Annotated in this window: 18 protein-coding genes; 14 read left to right on the top strand and 4 right to left on the bottom strand. The window is 58.4% G+C overall.

The window, feature by feature from the left end; translation table 11 throughout:
- Nucleotides 1-311: 311 nt before the first annotated feature.
- The 6 genes from KGP24_RS18050 to KGP24_RS18025 all read left to right on the top strand — a co-directional run bounded on the left by KGP24_RS18050 (nucleotide 312) and on the right by KGP24_RS18025 (nucleotide 7,878).
- Nucleotides 312-917 (top strand): ankyrin repeat domain-containing protein, encoded by a 606-nt coding sequence (locus tag KGP24_RS18050; protein WP_223561342.1) that lies wholly within the window; start codon nucleotides 312-314, stop codon nucleotides 915-917.
- A gap of 108 nt (nucleotides 918-1,025) precedes the next feature.
- Nucleotides 1,026-2,567: an acyl-CoA synthetase FdrA gene (gene fdrA, locus KGP24_RS18045; protein ID WP_223561341.1), complete on the top strand. Its 1,542-nt coding sequence runs from the start codon at nucleotides 1,026-1,028 to the stop codon at nucleotides 2,565-2,567.
- Nucleotides 2,567-3,982, top strand: coding sequence for a DUF1116 domain-containing protein (locus KGP24_RS18040; RefSeq protein WP_223561340.1), 1,416 nt, complete (start codon nucleotides 2,567-2,569; stop codon nucleotides 3,980-3,982). The genes fdrA and KGP24_RS18040 overlap by 1 nt, the downstream gene beginning before the upstream one ends.
- Nucleotides 3,983-3,993: 11 nt before the next feature.
- Entirely contained in the window at nucleotides 3,994-5,544 is a 1,551-nt protein-coding gene (locus KGP24_RS18035) for a xanthine permease (RefSeq protein WP_223561339.1), read from the top strand.
- Nucleotides 5,541-6,497, top strand: coding sequence for a carbamate kinase family protein (locus KGP24_RS18030; RefSeq protein ID WP_223561338.1), 957 nt, complete (start codon nucleotides 5,541-5,543; stop codon nucleotides 6,495-6,497). Before KGP24_RS18035 ends, KGP24_RS18030 begins: the two co-directional genes overlap by 4 nt.
- 1 nt (nucleotide 6,498) lies before the next feature.
- Nucleotides 6,499-7,878: an amidohydrolase family protein gene (locus tag KGP24_RS18025; protein ID WP_223561337.1), complete on the top strand. Its 1,380-nt coding sequence runs from the start codon at nucleotides 6,499-6,501 to the stop codon at nucleotides 7,876-7,878.
- An 18-nt stretch (nucleotides 7,879-7,896) separates the two neighbouring features.
- Here KGP24_RS18025 and KGP24_RS18020 read toward each other — a convergent pair whose 3' ends face one another.
- Nucleotides 7,897-8,817, bottom strand: a complete 921-nt coding sequence (locus tag KGP24_RS18020) for a LysR substrate-binding domain-containing protein (RefSeq protein WP_223561336.1) — start codon at nucleotides 8,815-8,817, stop codon at nucleotides 7,897-7,899.
- 216 nt (nucleotides 8,818-9,033) lie between these two features.
- Between KGP24_RS18020 and KGP24_RS18015 the strand changes: the two genes are divergently transcribed.
- The 5 genes from KGP24_RS18015 (at nucleotide 9,034) to KGP24_RS17995 (ending at nucleotide 13,816) form a co-directional block, all read left to right on the top strand.
- Nucleotides 9,034-10,365, top strand: a complete 1,332-nt coding sequence (locus KGP24_RS18015; RefSeq protein ID WP_223561335.1) for an MFS transporter — start codon at nucleotides 9,034-9,036, stop codon at nucleotides 10,363-10,365.
- Between the two features lie 36 nt (nucleotides 10,366-10,401).
- Nucleotides 10,402-11,151, top strand: coding sequence for a glucose 1-dehydrogenase (locus KGP24_RS18010; RefSeq protein WP_223561334.1), 750 nt, complete (start codon nucleotides 10,402-10,404; stop codon nucleotides 11,149-11,151).
- A 12-nt stretch (nucleotides 11,152-11,163) separates the two neighbouring features.
- A complete protein-coding gene (locus tag KGP24_RS18005) occupies nucleotides 11,164-12,009 on the top strand; it encodes a transketolase (RefSeq protein WP_223561333.1) in 846 nt (281 codons plus the stop codon).
- The gene (locus tag KGP24_RS18000) at nucleotides 12,009-13,007 is read left to right on the top strand and encodes a transketolase family protein (RefSeq protein WP_223561332.1); all 999 of its coding nucleotides are present in this window, start codon (nucleotides 12,009-12,011) and stop codon (nucleotides 13,005-13,007) included. Before KGP24_RS18005 ends, KGP24_RS18000 begins: the two co-directional genes overlap by 1 nt.
- A 74-nt stretch (nucleotides 13,008-13,081) precedes the next feature.
- A complete protein-coding gene (locus KGP24_RS17995; RefSeq protein WP_223561331.1) occupies nucleotides 13,082-13,816 on the top strand; it encodes a class I SAM-dependent methyltransferase in 735 nt (244 codons plus the stop codon).
- Here KGP24_RS17995 and KGP24_RS17990 read toward each other — a convergent pair.
- Complete coding sequence (locus KGP24_RS17990; protein ID WP_223561330.1) at nucleotides 13,810-14,412, bottom strand: short chain dehydrogenase; 603 nt, start codon at nucleotides 14,410-14,412, stop codon at nucleotides 13,810-13,812. The two genes, KGP24_RS17995 and KGP24_RS17990, sit on opposite strands and share 7 nt — an antisense overlap.
- A gap of 97 nt (nucleotides 14,413-14,509) precedes the next feature.
- Here KGP24_RS17990 and KGP24_RS17985 point away from each other — a divergent pair, with 97 nt between their 5' ends.
- Nucleotides 14,510-15,397 carry a LysR family transcriptional regulator gene (locus KGP24_RS17985; protein ID WP_223561329.1) on the top strand — a complete coding sequence of 296 codons (888 nt, stop codon included), beginning with the start codon at nucleotides 14,510-14,512 and terminating at the stop codon, nucleotides 15,395-15,397.
- A gap of 20 nt (nucleotides 15,398-15,417) precedes the next feature.
- Nucleotides 15,418-16,599, top strand: coding sequence for a PLP-dependent aminotransferase family protein (locus KGP24_RS17980; protein ID WP_223561328.1), 1,182 nt, complete (start codon nucleotides 15,418-15,420; stop codon nucleotides 16,597-16,599).
- A gap of 106 nt (nucleotides 16,600-16,705) precedes the next feature.
- Here the strand turns inward: KGP24_RS17980 and KGP24_RS17975 are convergent, their stop codons facing one another.
- A complete protein-coding gene (locus KGP24_RS17975; RefSeq protein ID WP_223561327.1) occupies nucleotides 16,706-17,125 on the bottom strand; it encodes a nuclear transport factor 2 family protein in 420 nt (139 codons plus the stop codon).
- Between the two features lie 97 nt (nucleotides 17,126-17,222).
- Between KGP24_RS17975 and KGP24_RS17970 the strand changes: the two genes are divergently transcribed.
- Nucleotides 17,223-17,954, top strand: coding sequence for a helix-turn-helix transcriptional regulator (locus tag KGP24_RS17970; RefSeq protein ID WP_223561326.1), 732 nt, complete (start codon nucleotides 17,223-17,225; stop codon nucleotides 17,952-17,954).
- Here the strand turns inward: KGP24_RS17970 and nudI are convergent.
- Complete coding sequence (gene nudI / locus KGP24_RS17965) at nucleotides 17,926-18,351, bottom strand: nucleoside triphosphatase NudI (protein WP_223561325.1); 426 nt, start codon at nucleotides 18,349-18,351, stop codon at nucleotides 17,926-17,928. The genes KGP24_RS17970 and nudI overlap by 29 nt on opposite strands.
- Nucleotides 18,352-18,377 lie beyond the last annotated feature (26 nt).

Genomic DNA, 18,377 nt, shown 5'->3' with positions numbered 1-18,377 from the left:
CCTTCAGCCATCAGTTTTGAACATATTTTAACAGCGTTGTTACAACGCATTTGAAGCCGATCACAGTTCTGATCATTTGCTGAAAGCCCCACACAGTAAGGCTTCGTCAGACATAAGCATAATGCAGCCTCGACGGCTAAAACGCGGTGAAACATAAGAAAAAGGTTGCACAGACGCACGTTTTGACCGGTTTGTTGAATTTACCTCAACAATGAATTGACTGTCGATGAATCATTTTTAAGCGGATTCTTTTATGACCAGGCTGTTGCTATTCTCAGGTCAACAGAAATAAAAACATCGGGAGTCTGAATATGTCTGCGAACGAACTCGTTACTGAATTTCTGCTGGCGGCAGAAGAGGGCAATAGCGATGCGCTAAAAGCCTGCCTGGAGAAAGGCGTGGATATTAACGCCACCAACCGCCAGAAAAGAACCGCCGTTATTATTGCCAGCCTGAAAAAGCATTATGACTGCGTGGCGTTATTAATTGCCGCCGGGGCGGATATTGATAAACAGGATCAGACCTGCTTTAACCCCTTCCTGATTAGCTGCCTGACCAACGATATCACCCTGCTGCGCATTGTCCTTCCGGCAAATCCGGATCTCGACCGCCTGACGCGCTTTGGCGGCGTGGGCATTACCCCTGCCAGTGAAAAAGGGCACGTGGAGATCGTACGCGAGCTGCTGGAAAAAACCGATATCAACGTCAACCACACCAACTTTGTCGGCTGGACGCCTTTGCTGGAAGCGATCGTGCTAAACGACGGCGGCGCAAAGCAGCAGGAGATCGTGAAGCTGCTGCTGGATCACGGCGCGAACCCGCACATGACCGACAAATACGGCAAAACCCCGCTCGAGCTGGCGAGGGAGAAAGGCTTCACTGAGATTGCAGACCTGCTGCTGGCGGCGGGCGCATAACGCATTCGGCCAGCCTTTCCCGGCTGGTCGCTAATTAAAAAAAGCATTTTTACCGACGTGCATTTTGCACGACGGCGGCCCCCTTTTATCCGCGTTCAGGAGAAAATAATGCCCACGAAAATCGTCATAAAAAAGAACACTTATTTTGACTCCGTCTCATTAATGTCCGTTTCCACCAAAGCCAATAAACTGCCGGGCGTCGAGCAGGCGTTTGTCGCGATGGCGACGGAAATGAACAAAGGCGTATTAAAAAACCTCGGGCTATTAACGCCGGAATTAAATGAGGCCAAAAACGGCGATCTGATGATCGTTATTAAAGGCGACGCGGCGAATGATGAAACGCTGGCGGCCATCGAAGCGCTGTTCGCGCGTAAAGAGAGCGCGGGCTCTCATGAAGCGCGCTACGCGACGATTGCCAGCGCTAAAACCCATCGCCCGGACAGTAACCTGGCGGTGATTTCCGTCAACGGCACCTTCGCCGCCCGCGAAGCGCGCCAGGCGCTGGAAAACGATCTTAACGTGATGCTGTTTTCCGATAACGTCTCGCTCGACGACGAGCTGGAGCTGAAGCAGCTTGCGCATCAGAAAGGACTGCTGATGATGGGGCCGGACTGCGGCACCGCCATTATCAACGGCGCGGGATTGTGCTTCGCCAACGCGGTGCGCCGCGGATCGATTGGCATCGTCGGCGCATCCGGCACCGGCAGCCAGGAGCTGAGCGTGCGCATTCACGAATTCGGCGGCGGCGTGTCGCAGCTGATTGGCACCGGCGGGCGCGATCTCAGCGAGAAAATCGGCGGCCTGATGATGCTCGACGCCATCGACATGCTGGAAGCCGACGAGGGTACAGAGGTGATTGCGCTGATCTCCAAGCCGCCAGCGCCAGCCGTGGCCGAAAAAGTGCTGGCCCGGGCGCGCGCCTGCCGCAAGCCTGTGATCGCGTGCTTCCTCGGTCGCAATGAACCGCCTGCCGATGAGGACGGACTGCAGTTCGCGCGCGGCACCAAAGAGGCGGCCCTGAAGGCGGTCCTGCTCACCGGCATCAAAAAAGCGTCCCTCGATCTGCACCCGCTCAACTGGCCTTTGATTGAAGAGGTGCGCGCCCGCCTGGCCCTGCAGCAGAAGTACATTCGCGGCCTGTTCTGCGGCGGCACCCTGTGCGACGAGGCGATGTTCGCGGCGCTTGCGAAATTCGACGACGTTTACAGCAACATCCAGCCGGATCCGGCTAAGCGCCTGAGCGACATCAGCGTCAGTAAAGCCCACACCTTCCTCGACTTTGGCGATGACGATTTCACCAACGGCAAGCCGCACCCGATGATCGACCCGACCAACCGCATCAGCCGACTGCTGCAGGAGGCGCGCGATCCGGAGGTAGGCGTCATCGTGATGGACTTCGTGCTGGGCTTCGGCGCGCACGAGGATCCGGTCGGCGTGATGATCGACGCTATCAAAGAGGCGCAGGCGATCGCGAAGGCCGATAACCGTCCGCTGGAGATCCTCGGCTACGTGCTCGGCACCGACCAGGATCCGCAGTCGCTGGCACAGCAGTGCCAGCTGCTGACCGACGCAGGCGTCATCTGGGCCAGCAGCAGTACCAACACCGGATTACTTGCACGCGAATTTGTTTGCAAAGGGGAGAAAGCATAATGACGACCTTATTCAACCAGCCGCTGAACGTGATTAACGTCGGCATTGCGATGTTCAGCGACGATCTCAAAAAACAGCACGTTCCCGTGACCCAGCTCGACTGGACGCCGCCGGGGCAGGGCAATATGCAGGTCGTTGAAGCGCTTGACCAGCTGGCGGAAAAACCGCTGGCGGAGAAAATCGCCGCCGCTAACCACATCGCCCTTGAGCGCATCATTCAGTCCCATCCGGTGCTGGTGGGCTATGACCAGGCCATTAACGTTGTGCCGGGCATGACCCGCACCACTATTCTGCACGCCGGTCCGCCCGTCTCCTGGGAGAACATGTGCGGGGCGATGAAGGGCGCGGTCACCGGGGCGCTGGTATTTGAAGGGCTGGCGACGGATCTGGAGGACGCGGCCAGGCTGGCGGCTTCAGGCGACATCACCTTCTCGCCGTGCCACGAGCACGACTGCGTGGGCTCGATGGCGGGCGTCACCTCCGCGTCGATGTTTATGCACATCGTTGAAAACAAAACCTACGGCAACCGCGCGTTCACCAACCTCAGCGAGCAGATGGCGAAGATCCTGCGCATGGGGGCCAACGACCAGAGCGTGATCGACCGCCTGAACTGGATGCGCGACGTGCTCGGCCCGATGCTGCGCGACGCGATGAAGATTATCGGCGAAATCGACCTGCGCCTGATGCTGGCCCAGGCGCTGCACATGGGCGACGAGTGCCACAACCGCAACAACGCTGGCACCACGCTGCTGATCCAGGCGCTGACGCCGGGGCTAATTCAGGCGGGCTATCCGGTGGAGCAGCAGCGCGAGGTGTTCGAGTTTGTCGCCAGCAGCGACTACTTCTCCGGCCCGACGTGGATGGCGATGTGTAAGGCCGCGCTGGACGCCGCTCACGGCATTGAGTACAGCACCGTCGTCACCACCATGGCGCGTAACGGCTACGAGTTTGGCCTGCGCGTTTCCGGCCTGCCGGGGCAGTGGTTCACCGGCCCGGCGCAGCAGGTGATCGGCCCGATGTTCGCGGGCTATAAGCCGGAAGACTCCGGGCTGGATATCGGCGACAGCGCCATCACCGAAACCTACGGCATCGGCGGCTTTGCGATGGCGACGGCCCCGGCGATTGTCGCCCTGGTGGGCGGGACGGTTGATGAAGCCATCGACTTCTCCCGTCAGATGCGCGAAATCACCCTCGGTGAAAACCCGAACGTTACCATTCCGCTGCTCTCGTTTATGGGCATTCCGACCGCTATCGACATTACCAAAGTCGCGGGCAGCGGCATTCTGCCTGTGATTAACACCGCCATTGCCCATAAAGACGCGGGCATCGGCATGATTGGGGCGGGCATCGTTCACCCGCCGTTTAGCTGTTTTGAAAAGGCGCTGTTGACCTTCCGCGATCGCTACTTTTTATAAGGCAAGCATCCATGAAAAACATGAAACTGGAGTGGAAAAGAGGTGACTGGGCGGCCTATTTCGGGTTGATGACCAACAACCTGACCAATTTGCTGACCATGATGGGGCTGCTCATTTTTGTCGTCGGCATCCCGAAGGAGATTGTTTATGGACGCATCGCGCCGGCCTTCGGGCTGGCGGTGCTGGTCGCGAGTATTTGCTACGCCTGGTTCGGCATGCAGATGGCGCGCCAGACCGGGCGCACGGACGTCACCGCGCTGCCGTCCGGCCCGAGCGCGCCGTCGATTTTTACCGTGACCTTCCTGGTCCTGATGCCGGTGTATCAGCAGACCGGCGATGCGGACTTCGCGATCCAGATTGGCCTGGTGTGGTGCTTTGTTGAGGCGATGATCCTGGCGGGCGGTTCGTTTTTAGGGGAAACCATCCGCAAGATGATCCCGCGTACCGTGCTGCTGTCGTGCCTCTCCGGTTTGGGTCTGCTGCTGCTGGCGATGAACCCGATGCTGCAGGCGTTCGAAGCGCCGACCGTGTCGTTCATCGTCCTGCTGCTGATCTTCATCAACTGGTTCGGAAAGAAGCCGATTTTCGCCCGTATCCCGACCGGCCTGCTGCTGTTGATTGCCGGTACGGCGCTGGCGTGGATCTCCGGCCTGCAAAGCCCGGAAGCGATTAAAGCATCCATGACATCCTTCGGCTTTAACCCGCCGGAAGTGCACGTGGACAGCTTCATGCAGGGATTGCCGCACGCGCTGCCGTACCTGGCGTCTGCCGTGCCGCTGGGGCTGGCAAACTACATTTTTGACCTGGAGAACATTGAAAGCGCCCACGCGGCGGGGGATGCGTACCCGACCCGCAAGGTGATGCTGGCGAACGGTCTGGCGTCGATGCTCGGCTGCCTGATGGGGAACCCGTTCCCGGTGACGGTCTACGTCGGCCATCCTGGCTGGAAAGCGATGGGGGCCAGTATTGGCTATACGCTGGCCTCCGGCGTGACCATGTTCATCGTGCCGCTGTTCGGGCTGGGGGCGTTTATGCTCGCCATCATACCGATGACCGCCATCGTGCCGATTCTGGTGTTTATCGGCGTCGTGACGGCCAACCAGGTGGTGAGGGAAACGCCCAAAGTGGAGGTGCCTGTGATCTTCATCTGCCTGTTCCCGTGGATCGCCAACTGGGCGCTGACCATGATGAACAGCGTGATGGGCGCGGCGGGCACCAGCGCGGCCAAAATCGGCACCGACGTGCTGCACAGCAAGGGGATCTACTATGAAGGCCTGATGCATCTCGGCAACGGCGCACCGCTCGCCAGCATGCTGTGGGGCTGTATCGCCATCTTCGCCATCATCAACAAGCCGTTGCGCGGGGCCGTTGCGGCCGCGGGTGGGGCGCTGCTGGCGCTGTTTGGGGTGATCCACGCGCCGGTGGTGGGCTTTGCCGAAGGCAGCTCGCTGATGTTCGTTACGGCCTACCTGATGATGGGCGGCATGTTTGTGGTGAAGCATGTTCTCGACAGCCGGGAAGCGGCGAGCGCTGAAATTACTGTTGCGAAGGAACACGTATGAAAGAGCTTATGGTCGTCGCCATCGGCGGCAACAGCATTATCAAAGACAACGCCAGCCAGTCGGTTGAACATCAGGCGCAGGCGGTGAAAGCGGTGGCAGAGTCGGTGCTGGAGATGCTGGCCTCCGACTATGACATCGTGCTCACCCACGGCAACGGCCCCCAGGTGGGGCTGGATCTGCGCCGGGCTGAAATCGCCCACGAACGGGAGGGGCTTCCCCTGACCCCGCTGGCAAACTGCGTGGCGGATACCCAGGGCGGCATTGGCTACCTCATCCAGCAGGCGCTGAACAATCGTCTGGCCGCGCGCGGGGAGCAAAAAGCGGTCACGGTCGTCACGCAGGTAGAGGTGGATAAAAACGATCCCGGTTTTACGCATCCGACGAAGCCTATTGGTGCGTTCTTCAGCGAGGTGCAGCGCGATGAGCTGCAGCAGGCTCATCCGGACTGGCATTTTGTCGAGGACTCAGGCCGTGGCTACCGGCGCGTGGTGGCCTCCCCGCAGCCGCGGCGTATTGTCGAGGCGGATGCCATTAAGACGCTCACCCAAAAAGGATACGTGGTGATCGGCGCGGGCGGCGGCGGGATCCCGGTCGTGCGCGACGAGCAGGGGGATTACCAGAGCGTCGACGCGGTGATTGATAAAGATCTCTCCACCGCGCTGCTGGCGCGGGAGATCGGTGCCGACGTGCTGGCGATCACCACCGGCGTGGAAAAGGTGTGCGTCAACTTCGGCAAGCCCGACCAGCAGGCGCTGGACACCGTCAGCGTGGCGCAGATGACGCGCTACAGGGAGGAAGGCCATTTCCCGGCGGGCAGCATGCTCCCCAAAATCGTCGCCTCGCTGGAATTTTTACACCACGGCGGCAGGCGCGTAATCATCACCTCGCCGGACTGCCTGCCCGCCGCGCTGCGCGGAGAAACCGGCACCCATATTGTTAATGAAGGAAGATAAGATGAGTGAAAATAAAAGCCGCCGCGAGTTTATCAGCCAGAGCGGCAAAATGGTCACCGCCTGCGCGCTGTTTGGCGCGACCGGCCCCGTCGCGTATGCTGCTGACTCCGCGAAGCCAACCTGCGAGACGGGCAAACCGATGAGCATCACCGCGAAACATTACTATCTGGACAACGTGCTGCTGGAGGCCGGGTTCAATTTTGACGGCAGCGTGGCGACGAGCACCCGCACCGAGCTGAAAACGCTGGAGATTAAAGACGGGAAGATCGTCGCCCTGCGCGATAACAAGAGCCACGCCGACGCCACGCTGCCGCACTATGATGCGGGCAACAAGCTGATGCTTCCGGCGATGCGCGACATGCACATCCACCTGGATAAAACCTTTTACGGCGGCCCTTGGCGCTCCCTCAACCGCCCGGCAGGCACCACCATTCAGGATATGATCCGTCTTGAGCAGAAGCTGCTGCCCGAGCTACAGCCCTACACCCAGGAGCGCGCGGAAAAGCTGATCGATCTGATCCAGTCGAAAGGCTCCACCATCGCCCGCAGCCACTGCAACATTGAGCCGGTTTCTGGCCTGAAAAACCTGGAAAATCTGCAGGCGGTGCTGGCGCGCCGGGGCGCAGGTTTTGACTGCGAAATTGTCGCCTTCCCGCAGCACGGCCTGCTGCTGTCGAATTCCGAAAAGCTGATGCGCGAGGCGATGCAGGCCGGGGCGCACTACGTGGGCGGGCTGGACCCAACCAGCGTCGACGGCGCGATGGAGAAGTCCCTCGACACCATGTTCCAGATTGCGCTGGACTACGGCAAAGGGGTGGACATTCACCTGCACGAGACCAGCCCGGCGGGCGTGGCGGCGGTGAACTATATGGTTGAAACCGTGGAAAAAACGCCGGAGCTGAAGGGCAAGCTGACCATCAGCCACGCCTTCGCGCTGGCGACGCTTAACGAGCAGCAGGTGGATGAGATTGCCACCCGCATGGCGGCGCAGCAGGTAACCATCGCCTCCACCGTGCCGATTGGCACGCTGCATATGCCGCTAAAGCAGCTGCGCGAGAAGGGAGTATTTGTGATGACGGGGACCGACAGCGTGATCGACCACTGGTCGCCGTACGGTCTGGGGGACATGCTGGAGAAAGCGAATCTCTATGCGCAGCTCTATATTCGTCCCAACGAGCAGACGCTTTCCCGCGCGCTCGGTATCGCCACCGGCGACGTGCTGCCGCTGAACGATAAGGGCGAACGCGTGTGGCCGAAAGCGCAGGACGACGCCAGCTTTGTGCTGGTGGACGCCTCCTGCTCCGCCGAGGCCGTGGCGCGCATTTCTCCGCGCACAGCGACGTTCCACAAAGGGAATCTCGTCTGGGGCACGGTCGCCTGACGCCACGATGGGGTATCGCTACAGGTGATACCCCGACAATCGCAACTCCCGGTCCATCCACTCGACAAACTGCTGGATCTTCCACGCGCGTTCGTTCATGTGCGGCATCACCAGATGGTGCGCGTTGATGGCGATCCCCATCTCATCCGGCAGCACCTGCACCAGCGAGCCATCTTTCAGGTGATCGGTTGCCATCATTTTACTCTCCAGAATAAACCCCAGCCCCATGCGCGCGGCTTCAAAGCTCATATAAGAGCGGTCAAAGCTCAGGCTAAAGTTCAGCCACGGTCGGTCAATATTGTGCCAGGCAAACCATTTTTCCCAGTTTACCAGGGTGCTGGTGGACGAGATGAGCGACTGTTGTAGTAGATCGGCGGGCGTGACGATAGGATGTTTTTCCGCATACTCCGGTGAGGCCAGCACCACCAGCGTGTCGTTTTTAATGGTCATCACCCGATAGGCATCCCAGTCCGGAATGCCGTGGCGGATATCAATGTCGATATTGTCTCTGGCGAACTGCAGGTTTTCATACGAGCAGGTGAGATTGATGGTGATATCGGGATACTCGGCGCGAAACTTACCCAGGCGACGCAACAGCCATGACAACCCGAAGGTGGGCGAGGAGTGCACGCGAAGCACGGCGTTATCTTTCTCTTTGACGATCTGATCGGTGGCACGGCCGATGGCGCTCATTGCCGCTGAGACTTCCCGCAGATATTTTTCTCCCGTCGGCGTTAGCTGAACGCCTTTGCCGCTGCGGATGAACAATTTCTTGCCCATCCAGGATTCCAGCGACGCGATCTGATGGCTCACCGCCGAGGGCGTGACGTTGAGCTGTTCAGCGGCCTGATGGATGCTCAATGCGTTAGAGACGGCGATGAAAGCCTGTAGATTTCTGAGCGAGGGCAGAGATAACGTCTGGCGGTCCGGCGCGGACATGGCCTACTCCTTATATGATTACTGATAAAAAACATAACATTGAGCCTACCCGCGGGCAATTTTATCCCGATGTTATTTTTTTTGAGCTGTATCGCGAATAAAATTTATCTCAGCAATAAATGAGTTTTATTGCATGGCGTTTCATTCGTGAGCCGATATATTGACGTTGAACATAAAAATAAAACGACTCACGTTGTTCGAATGATGAGGTAAAATATGTCTCGTATAGAACAAGCTGTCCCCTACATAAACACAAAAAAAACCAATTATCGTTTCGTTGTGCTGGCATTAATTTTTATTGTCTATGCCATTAACTATGCCGACAGAACAAATATTGGTGCGGTATTGCCGTTTATCATTGACGAATTTCATATCAATAATTTCGAAGCTGGCGCCATTGCCAGTATGTTCTTTTTGGGGTATGCCCTGAGCCAAATTCCGGCAGGCTTTTTTATCGCCAAAAAGGGTATTCGCGGCATGGTGGCACTGTCGATATTCGGCTTCTCCGCGTTTACCTGGCTGATGGGCACGGCGACCTCTGTTCTGGGGCTGAAGTGCATTCGTCTGGGGCTGGGGTTAACGGAGGGACCGTGTCCCGTCGGACTGGCCTCCACCATCAATAACTGGTTTCCGCCAAAGGAGAAGGCCACGGCCACGGGCGTCTACATCGCGGCCACCATGTTTGCGCCCATCCTCGTGCCGCCGCTGGCGGTGTGGATCGCCATGACCTGGGGCTGGCGCTGGGTCTTTTTCTCCTTCGCGATCCCCGGGCTGGTCATCGCCGTCCTGTGGTATCTGCTGGTGCGTACAAAGCCGTCCGAGAGTGCTTTCGTCTCTAAAGCGGAGCTGGAGACCATTTCCGCCGGTCAGGAGACGCCGGATGCCAGACGGGAAAATATCGTTATTTCACCGGGCTTTACGCGCCTGGATCGCCTGATCCGCGTACGGGACTTAGCCCCGGTAAGCACGGTTAAAGGCCTGTTTACCTCAAAGAATATTCTCGGTGATTGCCTGGCCTATTTCATGATGGTCAGCGTGCTGTACGGCCTGTTGACCTGGATCCCGCTCTATCTGGTGAAAGAGAAAGGCTTTACGTTTATGAGCATGGGGCTGGTCGCCAGTATGCCGTGCATTGGCGGATTTATCGGGGCAATTTTTGGCGGTTACGTCTCCGATAAGCTGCTCGGCCGTCGTCGCAAACCGACCATGATGTTTACCGCCGTCAGCACCGTCTTAATGATGGTCATTATGCTGAATATTCCGCAAAGCACTGTAGCGGTCTGCATCGGCCTATTTTTTGTCGGTCTTTGTCTGAATATTGGCTGGCCCGCTTTTACGGCTTACGGCATGGCCGTCGCGGACAGTAAAACCTATCCGATTGCTGCATCAATTATCAATAGCGGCGGTAATCTCGGCGGATTTGTTTCACCGATGCTGGCGGGGTATCTGCTGGATAAAACAGGCAGCTTTAATTCTGTCTTTATTTATTTCGGTATTTGCGCAGCGATTGGCTTAGTTCTGATTATGCTTCTGGAAGAACCGAAATAATAAATTAAATCCCTCTTAAAAGAATGGAGTAACGATATGCTTCTGAAAGATAAAGTCGCCGTTATTACCGGCGCGGCTTCCGTACGCGGGTTGGGTTTCGCCACGGCAAAATTATATGCCGGGCAGGGCGCGAAGGTGGTGATTATTGATTTAGATGCCGAAGCCAGCCGGACAGCGGCAGCGAGCCTGGGGGACGAACATCTGGGCCTTGCGGCGAACGTCTGCAACGAGCTTCAGGTCAACGCCGCCATTGAACAGGTACTGGGAAAATACGGGCGCATCGACATTCTGGTGAATAACGCAGGTATTACTCAGCCGATCAAGCTGATGGAGATTAAGCGCGAGAATTACGATGCGGTGCTGGACGTGAGCCTGCGCGGTACGCTGCTGATGTCCCAGGCGGTAATCCCGACGATGCGCGCGCAGAAGTCGGGCAGTATTGTCTGCATCTCTTCGGTGTCCGCCCAGCGCGGCGGCGGCATTTTTGGCGGACCCCACTACAGCGCGGCTAAAGCGGGGGTGCTGGGGCTGGCGAAAGCGATGGCCCGCGAGCTGGGGCCGGATAACGTGCGCGTAAATTGCATCACGCCGGGGCTTATCCAGACGGATATTACCGCAGGCAAGCTGAGCGATGAGATGAAAACCGCCATCCTGGCGGGGATCCCGCTTAATCGCCTCGGCGACGCGCAGGATATAGCCCGCGCCGCGCTGTTTCTCGGCAGCGAACTCTCGTCTTACTCCACCGGCATCACGCTCGACGTGAACGGCGGCATGCTGATCCATTAAGGAGACACGAAGATGACGGATACGACAGTTCAACAGGTCGCCGCAGCCGCCTGGCGCATTCGCCGCTACGCGTTGCGAATGGGCGAAGTACAGGGACAGGGCTACATCGGTCAGGCGCTGGGCTATGCCGACGTGCTGGCCACCGCGTTTGCCCACAGTATGAACGTCAAGCCGGGCGAGCCGGAGTGGGAAGGGCGAGATCGCTTTCTGCTCTCCCATGGCCACTACGCCATTGCCTGTTATGCCGCGCTGATCGAAGCGCGAATTATTCCGGAAGAAGAACTCGAAACCTACGGTTCGGATGACAGCCGCCTGCCGATGTCCGGTATGGCGACCTACACGCCGGGCATGGAGATATCCGGCGGTTCGCTGGGGCAGGGGTTAAGCATTGGTGTCGGCATGGCGCTGGGGCTGAAGCACAAGCAGAGCGCGGCATGGGTCGTCAACTCCATGTCGGACGGTGAGCTTGACGAAGGGTCCACCTGGGAAGCGGCGATGTCTGCGGCGCACCATGGCCTGTCGAACCTGATCGTACTGGTGGATATCAACCGCCAGCAGGCTGACGGCAATTCGCACACCATCCTCGGCTTTGAGCCGCTGGAGGATAAATGGACCTCCTTCGGCTGGTACGTGCAGCGTGTAAACGGCAACGATGTCCCGGCGCTGGTGACGGCGTTTGACAACGCCAAACGCTACCCGGAAAACCAGCCGCGCGTCATTTTGTGCGACACCCTGATGGGCAAAGGCGTGCCTTTCCTCGAACAGCGAGATAAAAACCATTTTATTCGCGTGGATGCTGACGAGTGGCAAAAGGCTCTCGCCGTGCTGGATGCGAACAAACCAGAAGGAGTGCAGTAATGAGCCAGACCACGGAGAAAAAACCGCGTTTAACCACGTCGGCCATGATTGCCTCTATCGCGGAAGAAGGGCAGGAGACGCGCGCCGCGCCGTTTGGCCACGCGCTGGTAAAGCTGGCGGAACAGCGCCCGGAGGTAGTTGGCATGACGGCGGATCTGTCGAAATACACCGATCTGCATATCTTTGCTCAGGCTTACCCGGAACGCTTCTTCCAGATGGGCATGGCTGAGCAGCTGCTGATGGGGGCTGCGGGCGGCATGGCGAAAGAGGGCTTTATTCCTTTCGCTACCACCTATGCCGTCTTCGCCACCCGCCGCGCCTACGACTTTATCCATCAGGTGATTGCTGAAGAGCACCTGAACGTGAAGATCTGCGCGGCGCTGCCGGGGCTGACCACCGGCTACGGGCCGAGCCACCAGGCAACGGAAGATGTTGCGATTATGCGCGGTATTCCGGGCATGACGATTATCGATCCCTGTGACGCGATAGACACCGAGCAGGCGGTGCCGGCGATGGCGGCGCACGATGGTCCGGTCTATATGCGCCTGCTGCGCGGCAAGGTGCCGGTGGTGCTGGATCGGTACAACTATCAGTTCAGGATTGGCAAAGCCGCGCTGCTGGAAGAGGGGCGCGACGTGCTGATCATCGCCTCAGGATTGATGACTATGCGCGCGCTGGAGGCGGCGAAGCAGCTGCGTAAGGATAATGTCAGCGTGGCGGTACTGCACTCGCCCACGATTAAGCCGCTGGATGAAGAGACGATCCTGGCGCAGGCCGCGAAGCCGGGACGGCTGGTCATTGTGGCGGAAAACCACAGCAGCGTTGGCGGGCTGTGTGAGGCTGTCGCGTCGCTGCTAATGCGCAACCGCGTGAGCGTGGATTTCGATACCGTCGCACTGCCGGACGCATTCCTTGATGCGGGGGCGCTGCCCACCCTGCATGACCGCTACGGGATCTCAACCACCGCCATGGTGGAGAAAATCCGACGCAGGCTCTGATTTATCAGACGGATACGTTGTCAATGGGCGAGGGGTGTTTTACCCTCGCCCCAGTTACGATAAAGGAGTCCGTCATGGCACAAAACATCTACGACAACCCGGCATTTTTCGAAGGCTACGCCCAGCTTCCACGCTCGGTGCAGGGTCTGGGCGGCGCGCCGGAGTGGCCCGCGCTAAAAAGCATGCTGCCGGATTTAACCGGCAAATCGGTTGTCGATCTCGGCTGCGGCTACGGCTGGTTCTGCCGCGCAGCGCGCGAGCTGGGCGCTTCTAGGGTGACCGGCGTGGATATCTCAGAAAAGATGCTCGCCCGCGCGGCGGAGCTTACCGCTGACCCACAGATTCACTATCAGCGTAGCGATCTGGAATCACTCGAGCTCAATGAGAACAGCCTCGATCTGGTCTACAGCTCGCTGGCGCTGCACTACCTGCCGGAGCTGGACACGCTATTCGCCAGGGTTCAGCGCGCGCTCAAGCCCGGCGGCAGCCTGGTCTTTTCAATGGAGCACCCGATCTACACCTGCGCCTCCCGTCAGGGCTGGCTGACCGACGATAACGGCGAGCGGTTCTGGGGCGTGAACCATTATCAGGACGAAGGCAGGCGCGTCAGCAACTGGCTGGCGGACGGAGTGGTGAAATACCACCGCACGCTGGGCACCACGCTTAACGCGCTGATCGGGGCCGGATTAACGATAAGCGACGTCAACGAGTGGGGGCCAACGCAGGCGCAGATTGACGCCTGGCCCGCGCTGGCCGAAGAGGCAGAACGCCCGATGCTGGTGCTGATCGCCGCCCGTAAGGCTCAGTAACCCACCTTATACACCCGCCCGCTCTGCACGCCTTCCACGCTGCGGCGGTAGGCCTGCGCCACGGTCGCGGCGGGAACGCTCTCAAAGCCCGGGAAGAAGCCGTCGTACGTTGCGACGGATTCGGTGAGCACCGTTGGGCTAATGAGGTTGATGCGGATCCCGCGCGGCAGCTCGCAGGCTGCGGCGCGCACAAACCCTTCCAGCGCCGCATTCACCGTGGTGGCATTCACGCCCTGCGCAATCGGCTCGTGCGCCACGATGCCGCTAATCAGGGTGATTGAGCCGCCTTCGTTCAGATAGTGCTGGCCGGTCAGCGCCAGGCGCACCTGCCCGAGCAGCTTGTCCTGCAGGCCCAGGTTGAAGTCGCTGTCCTTCATGGTCGCGAGCGGGCCAAAGTAAAGGCCACCGCTGGCGGAGACAATCGCATCCACCGGGCCGATTTTCTCAAACAGCGCCTGGACGCTCGCCTGCGAGGTGATATCCACCTGATAGTCGCCCTGCGTGCGGCCGACTCGGATGACCTCGTGGCGACGACTCAACTCTTCCGTTACCGCACGACCAACCGTACCGCTGGCACCAATAATGACGATTTTCATAGCCGACTCCTTATGTTGTGAGCCTTCATTCTTTAATAAATAAAAATGGAGATAAACTGGGCTAAAGTTAGAAGATTGCTAACCAGGGGTTTGGAATATGGATAAGCTTCGCAGCATGGAGACCTTTATTGCCGTGGTTGAAAGCGGCAGTTTTACCGGTGCGGCGGCACGGCTGGAGATGTCGGCGGTAATGGTGGGGAAATACGTTGCGCTGCTGGAATCACAGCTCGGTTCCCGCCTGCTGGAGCGTAACACGCGACGCCAGAGCCTGACCGACGCCGGACGGGTCTATTACGACGAGGCGAAGCGGGTGCTGGAGCAGGTCGCGATCGCCGAAAGCGCGGTGGAACGCCTGCGTGCCGCACCGTCTGGTACCCTGCGCGTGACGGCGCCCACCTCGTTTGGCGGCAGCGCGATCGCGCCGCTCACGGCCTCTTTTTTACAACGCTATCCGGAGGTGCGCATCGAGCTGGATCTCACCAACCGGATGGTGGATCTGGTGGAGGAGGGCATCGATCTGGCCATTCGTATTGGCGACATCCACAACGACGATCTGGTGGCGAAATACCTCTGTCCTTACCGGATGGTGATCTGCGCCGCGCCGGACTATCTGGCGCGCTACGGTACGCCGCAAACGCCTGCCGATCTGGTGGATCATCTTTGCCTGTCCCACAGCGTGTGGACCGCACGTAACGAGTGGCGGCTGCCGGGCGTCGAAGGGGAGGTGCGCTGGAAGCGGGATGCGGTCTTAAGATGCAACGACGGCTACGGGCTGCGGATGGCCGCCAGAGCAGGGGCGGGACTGCTGCTGCAGCCGGAAGTGCTGGTGGCGGAAGATCTGGAAAACGGCAGGCTGGTGCGGGTGCTGGAGGAGTACATTCCTGCGCCGAGACCGGTGCACCTGCTGTGGCGCCAGGATTTACGACCGCTCCCTAAGCTAACGGAATTTATCGCCCATATTCTGCTAAGATTGGGCACACTATAAAAAAAGAAGGTAAGCAAAGAATGTCTGTGAATAAACTCGCCAGCAGCGCGCAGGGCCTGCAATCATCTGCCATCCGTGAATTATTAAAACATAGCAAAATGGCTGGCGTCATTTCGCTGGGCGGGGGGATCCCTAACCCGGCCTTGTTCGATCACGAAGGCCTGAAAATTGCCGCTGATGCCGTTTTATCACAGCATTTTGGTGAGGCCTTTCAGTACGGTCTGACCGAAGGTGTTCCGGGGCTGCGTGAAGAAATTCAGCGCATCTGTGAAGGGCGCGGGATCCGCTGCAAGGCGGATGATGTGGTCGTGACCTCCGGTTCACAACAATCGCTCGACGTGCTGGCGCGTGCGTTAATCAACCCGGGTGACACCGTGGTGGTTGAGCGTCCAACCTATCTTGCTGCGCTGCAGGTATTTGGCCTGGCGCAGGCGAATTTTGAATCCGTTGGCACCGATGGCGACGGAATGAACGTCGACGAGCTCGAAGCGCTGGTGGCGAAAAAAGCCATCAAAGCGGTTTATATCGTTCCAACCTTTGGTAACCCTGGCGGCGTGACGATGTCTGAGACGCGTCGTAAAAAGCTGGTGGAATTATCGAAGCGCCATGACTTCGTGATTATCGAGGACGATCCGTACAGCGAAATTAACTACACCGATGAAGTCTTCCGCCCGTTAATTGCCCATGCTAAAGATATCGGCAACGAAGAGAACGTGGTGTATACCTCAACCTTCTCGAAGATTCTCGCGCCGGGCACTCGCGTAGGCTGGGTGCTGGTGCCGGAATGGCTGAAGCGCGCGGTGGTGAACCTTAAGCAAACAACCGATCTGCACACCAGCACGCTGTCGCAGCTGATGACGTATGAGTACCTGAAAACCGGTCGCCTGCCCGATCAGATTAAAACGATCCGCGAAGCCTATCGCCAGAAATACCAGACGTTCGCAACCGAGCTGGAAGCCGAGCTGGGCGATGTGATGTCATTCCACAAGCCGAAGGGCGGCATGTTCCTGTGGGCGAATATGAAAAATGGTAGTAATACCACTCGCTGGCTGGAAAAAACGTTAAGTAACGGCGTAGTATTTGTGCCGGGCGAATTTTTCTACTGCAACGAGCCAGACCATTCGACGCTGCGCATGTCGTTTGTCACGCCAACGGATGAAGAGCTGAAGGAAGCGGTTCAACGCCTGAAAAAATCGCTGTAAAAGACCTGCGCATAATGGCGTTTCTGCCGTTATGCGCAATACGCGTTCAGGGCGGCACGGGCCGCGATCGTTCATGATGCTGGCGATCGTCTCCGGCGGAGTGAGGTTATTCTGTCGCGTGTGCCAGCGTGCGATCTGCAGCATCGCCGCTGAGTCCTCGCGTGACTTCATTGATCCGCCAGATTTTCCCTTCACGCAGCGCGGCAAACAGGTAAACCTCGATCTCTGCCTGACGACCATTGGGATACGTGACCGTCACGATATGCCGGTCAGCCAGAAGTTCGTCATGACAGGCTATCTCCACCACGGTAAAGGCGATCGCGCGGATCTGTGAGCTGACGTGGCTCAGATGCTGGACAAAACCCCGGTAGTCAAGCGCGTGACCGTCCGTAAACTGCTGATAATCTGGCGTAAATACTTCTGCCGGATCGATATCGCCGTTGAATAAGCGGGTTAACAGGCACGCCATTTTTTCGCGCTGCGCGGCGTTGTCTGTGTGGGCTATCAGGGACGTGATAATGCTCATTTGGGCTCCTTGTGTGGTTGAATCACCATTATCCTTGACAGCCGAAGTCGCAGTTTCTGTAATACGCCGAAGAATAACGATTTTCGGTCAAAATGAAATGGTCAGTATTGAAGCGCTCCTTCATCCCGGTGGTTACCGAACGCCCTGGCACAGTCATCGCACCGGCCAGCTGTGGCGCATTGCAACTGGGCTGCTGGTCATTGAGACGCAGCAGGCGCGCTCGGTCGTACCGGCAAAACACATCGGCTGGATCCCTCCGGATCGGCAGCACGCCGCTTTTTCCGAAAGTGCGGTAGAAGGCTGCGCTATCTATCTTGACCCCGCCGGGTGCGCAATGCTTCCCGATGCGCCCGCGCTGTTTGAGCCCGACGATCTCACCCATGCACTGTTTTCCCGTTTATGCGATGCCGAGAGCGAGTACGATCCGCGAAAGCTTACTTTGCTGCTGGATGAGCTTGCCCTGACGCCCCAGGCTCGCTTTTCTCTGCCCGTGCCGACGGATCCGCGTCTGAAGAACGTGGTCAGACATTTGCTGCAGTTTGTCGATGATAACCAGACGGTCGAGAGCCATGCTATTCATGCTGGGATGAGCGTGCGTACGTTCAATCGTCGGTTTAGCGCCCAGACCGGAATGAACTTTGTTAACTGGCGGCAGCTGGCACGCGTCATGCGGGCAATGGAGTGGCTGGCGGCGGGGAAGCCGGTAGGGTGGATTGCGCTGTCCTGCGGCTACAGCAGCGTCAGCGCATTTATTGATGTTTTCAGAGCATGGACCGGTAAAACGCCGGGGCAGTGGGTGATTAAAGAAGGCCCTTTTGGGCGAAGGTAATGCGCGTGGCTGCGTTGAGATCCAGCTCTTTTAACGATTCCGGATTAACCCAGGCGGTCTCCTGAAACTCTTCATTAAACGTGACTTCCCGGTTCGCGCTGATGCAGTCGAAGATCAGATAGATCATGTAAATCTCCTCAGTGGTGCCATCGGCGTAGGTTTTCACCCTAATATCATCGCGAAAAGCCCATGGCGTAACCGAGATAATCTCCAGCGCTTCGCCCAGCTCTTCGCGGATCTCACGGCGCAACGCCTGTTCCATGGTTTCGCCCGGCTCCATTCCACCACCGGAGAGAGCCCACTGGCCGGGGAACACGCCGCGATCGTCGGCCATTTTACACAGCAGATAGGCACCGTCGTTCTGGATGATGGGGCAGACAATGGTTCGTTGGCGCATGATTTCTTCCTGAAAAAGTATTGATA

It is taken from the genome of Enterobacter sp. JBIWA008 (assembly GCF_019968765.1).
GTDB lineage: Bacteria > Pseudomonadota > Gammaproteobacteria > Enterobacterales > Enterobacteriaceae > Enterobacter.
The sequence above is the reverse complement of the archived record's forward strand: the minus strand, read 5'-3'. Positions and strand labels throughout refer to the sequence as shown.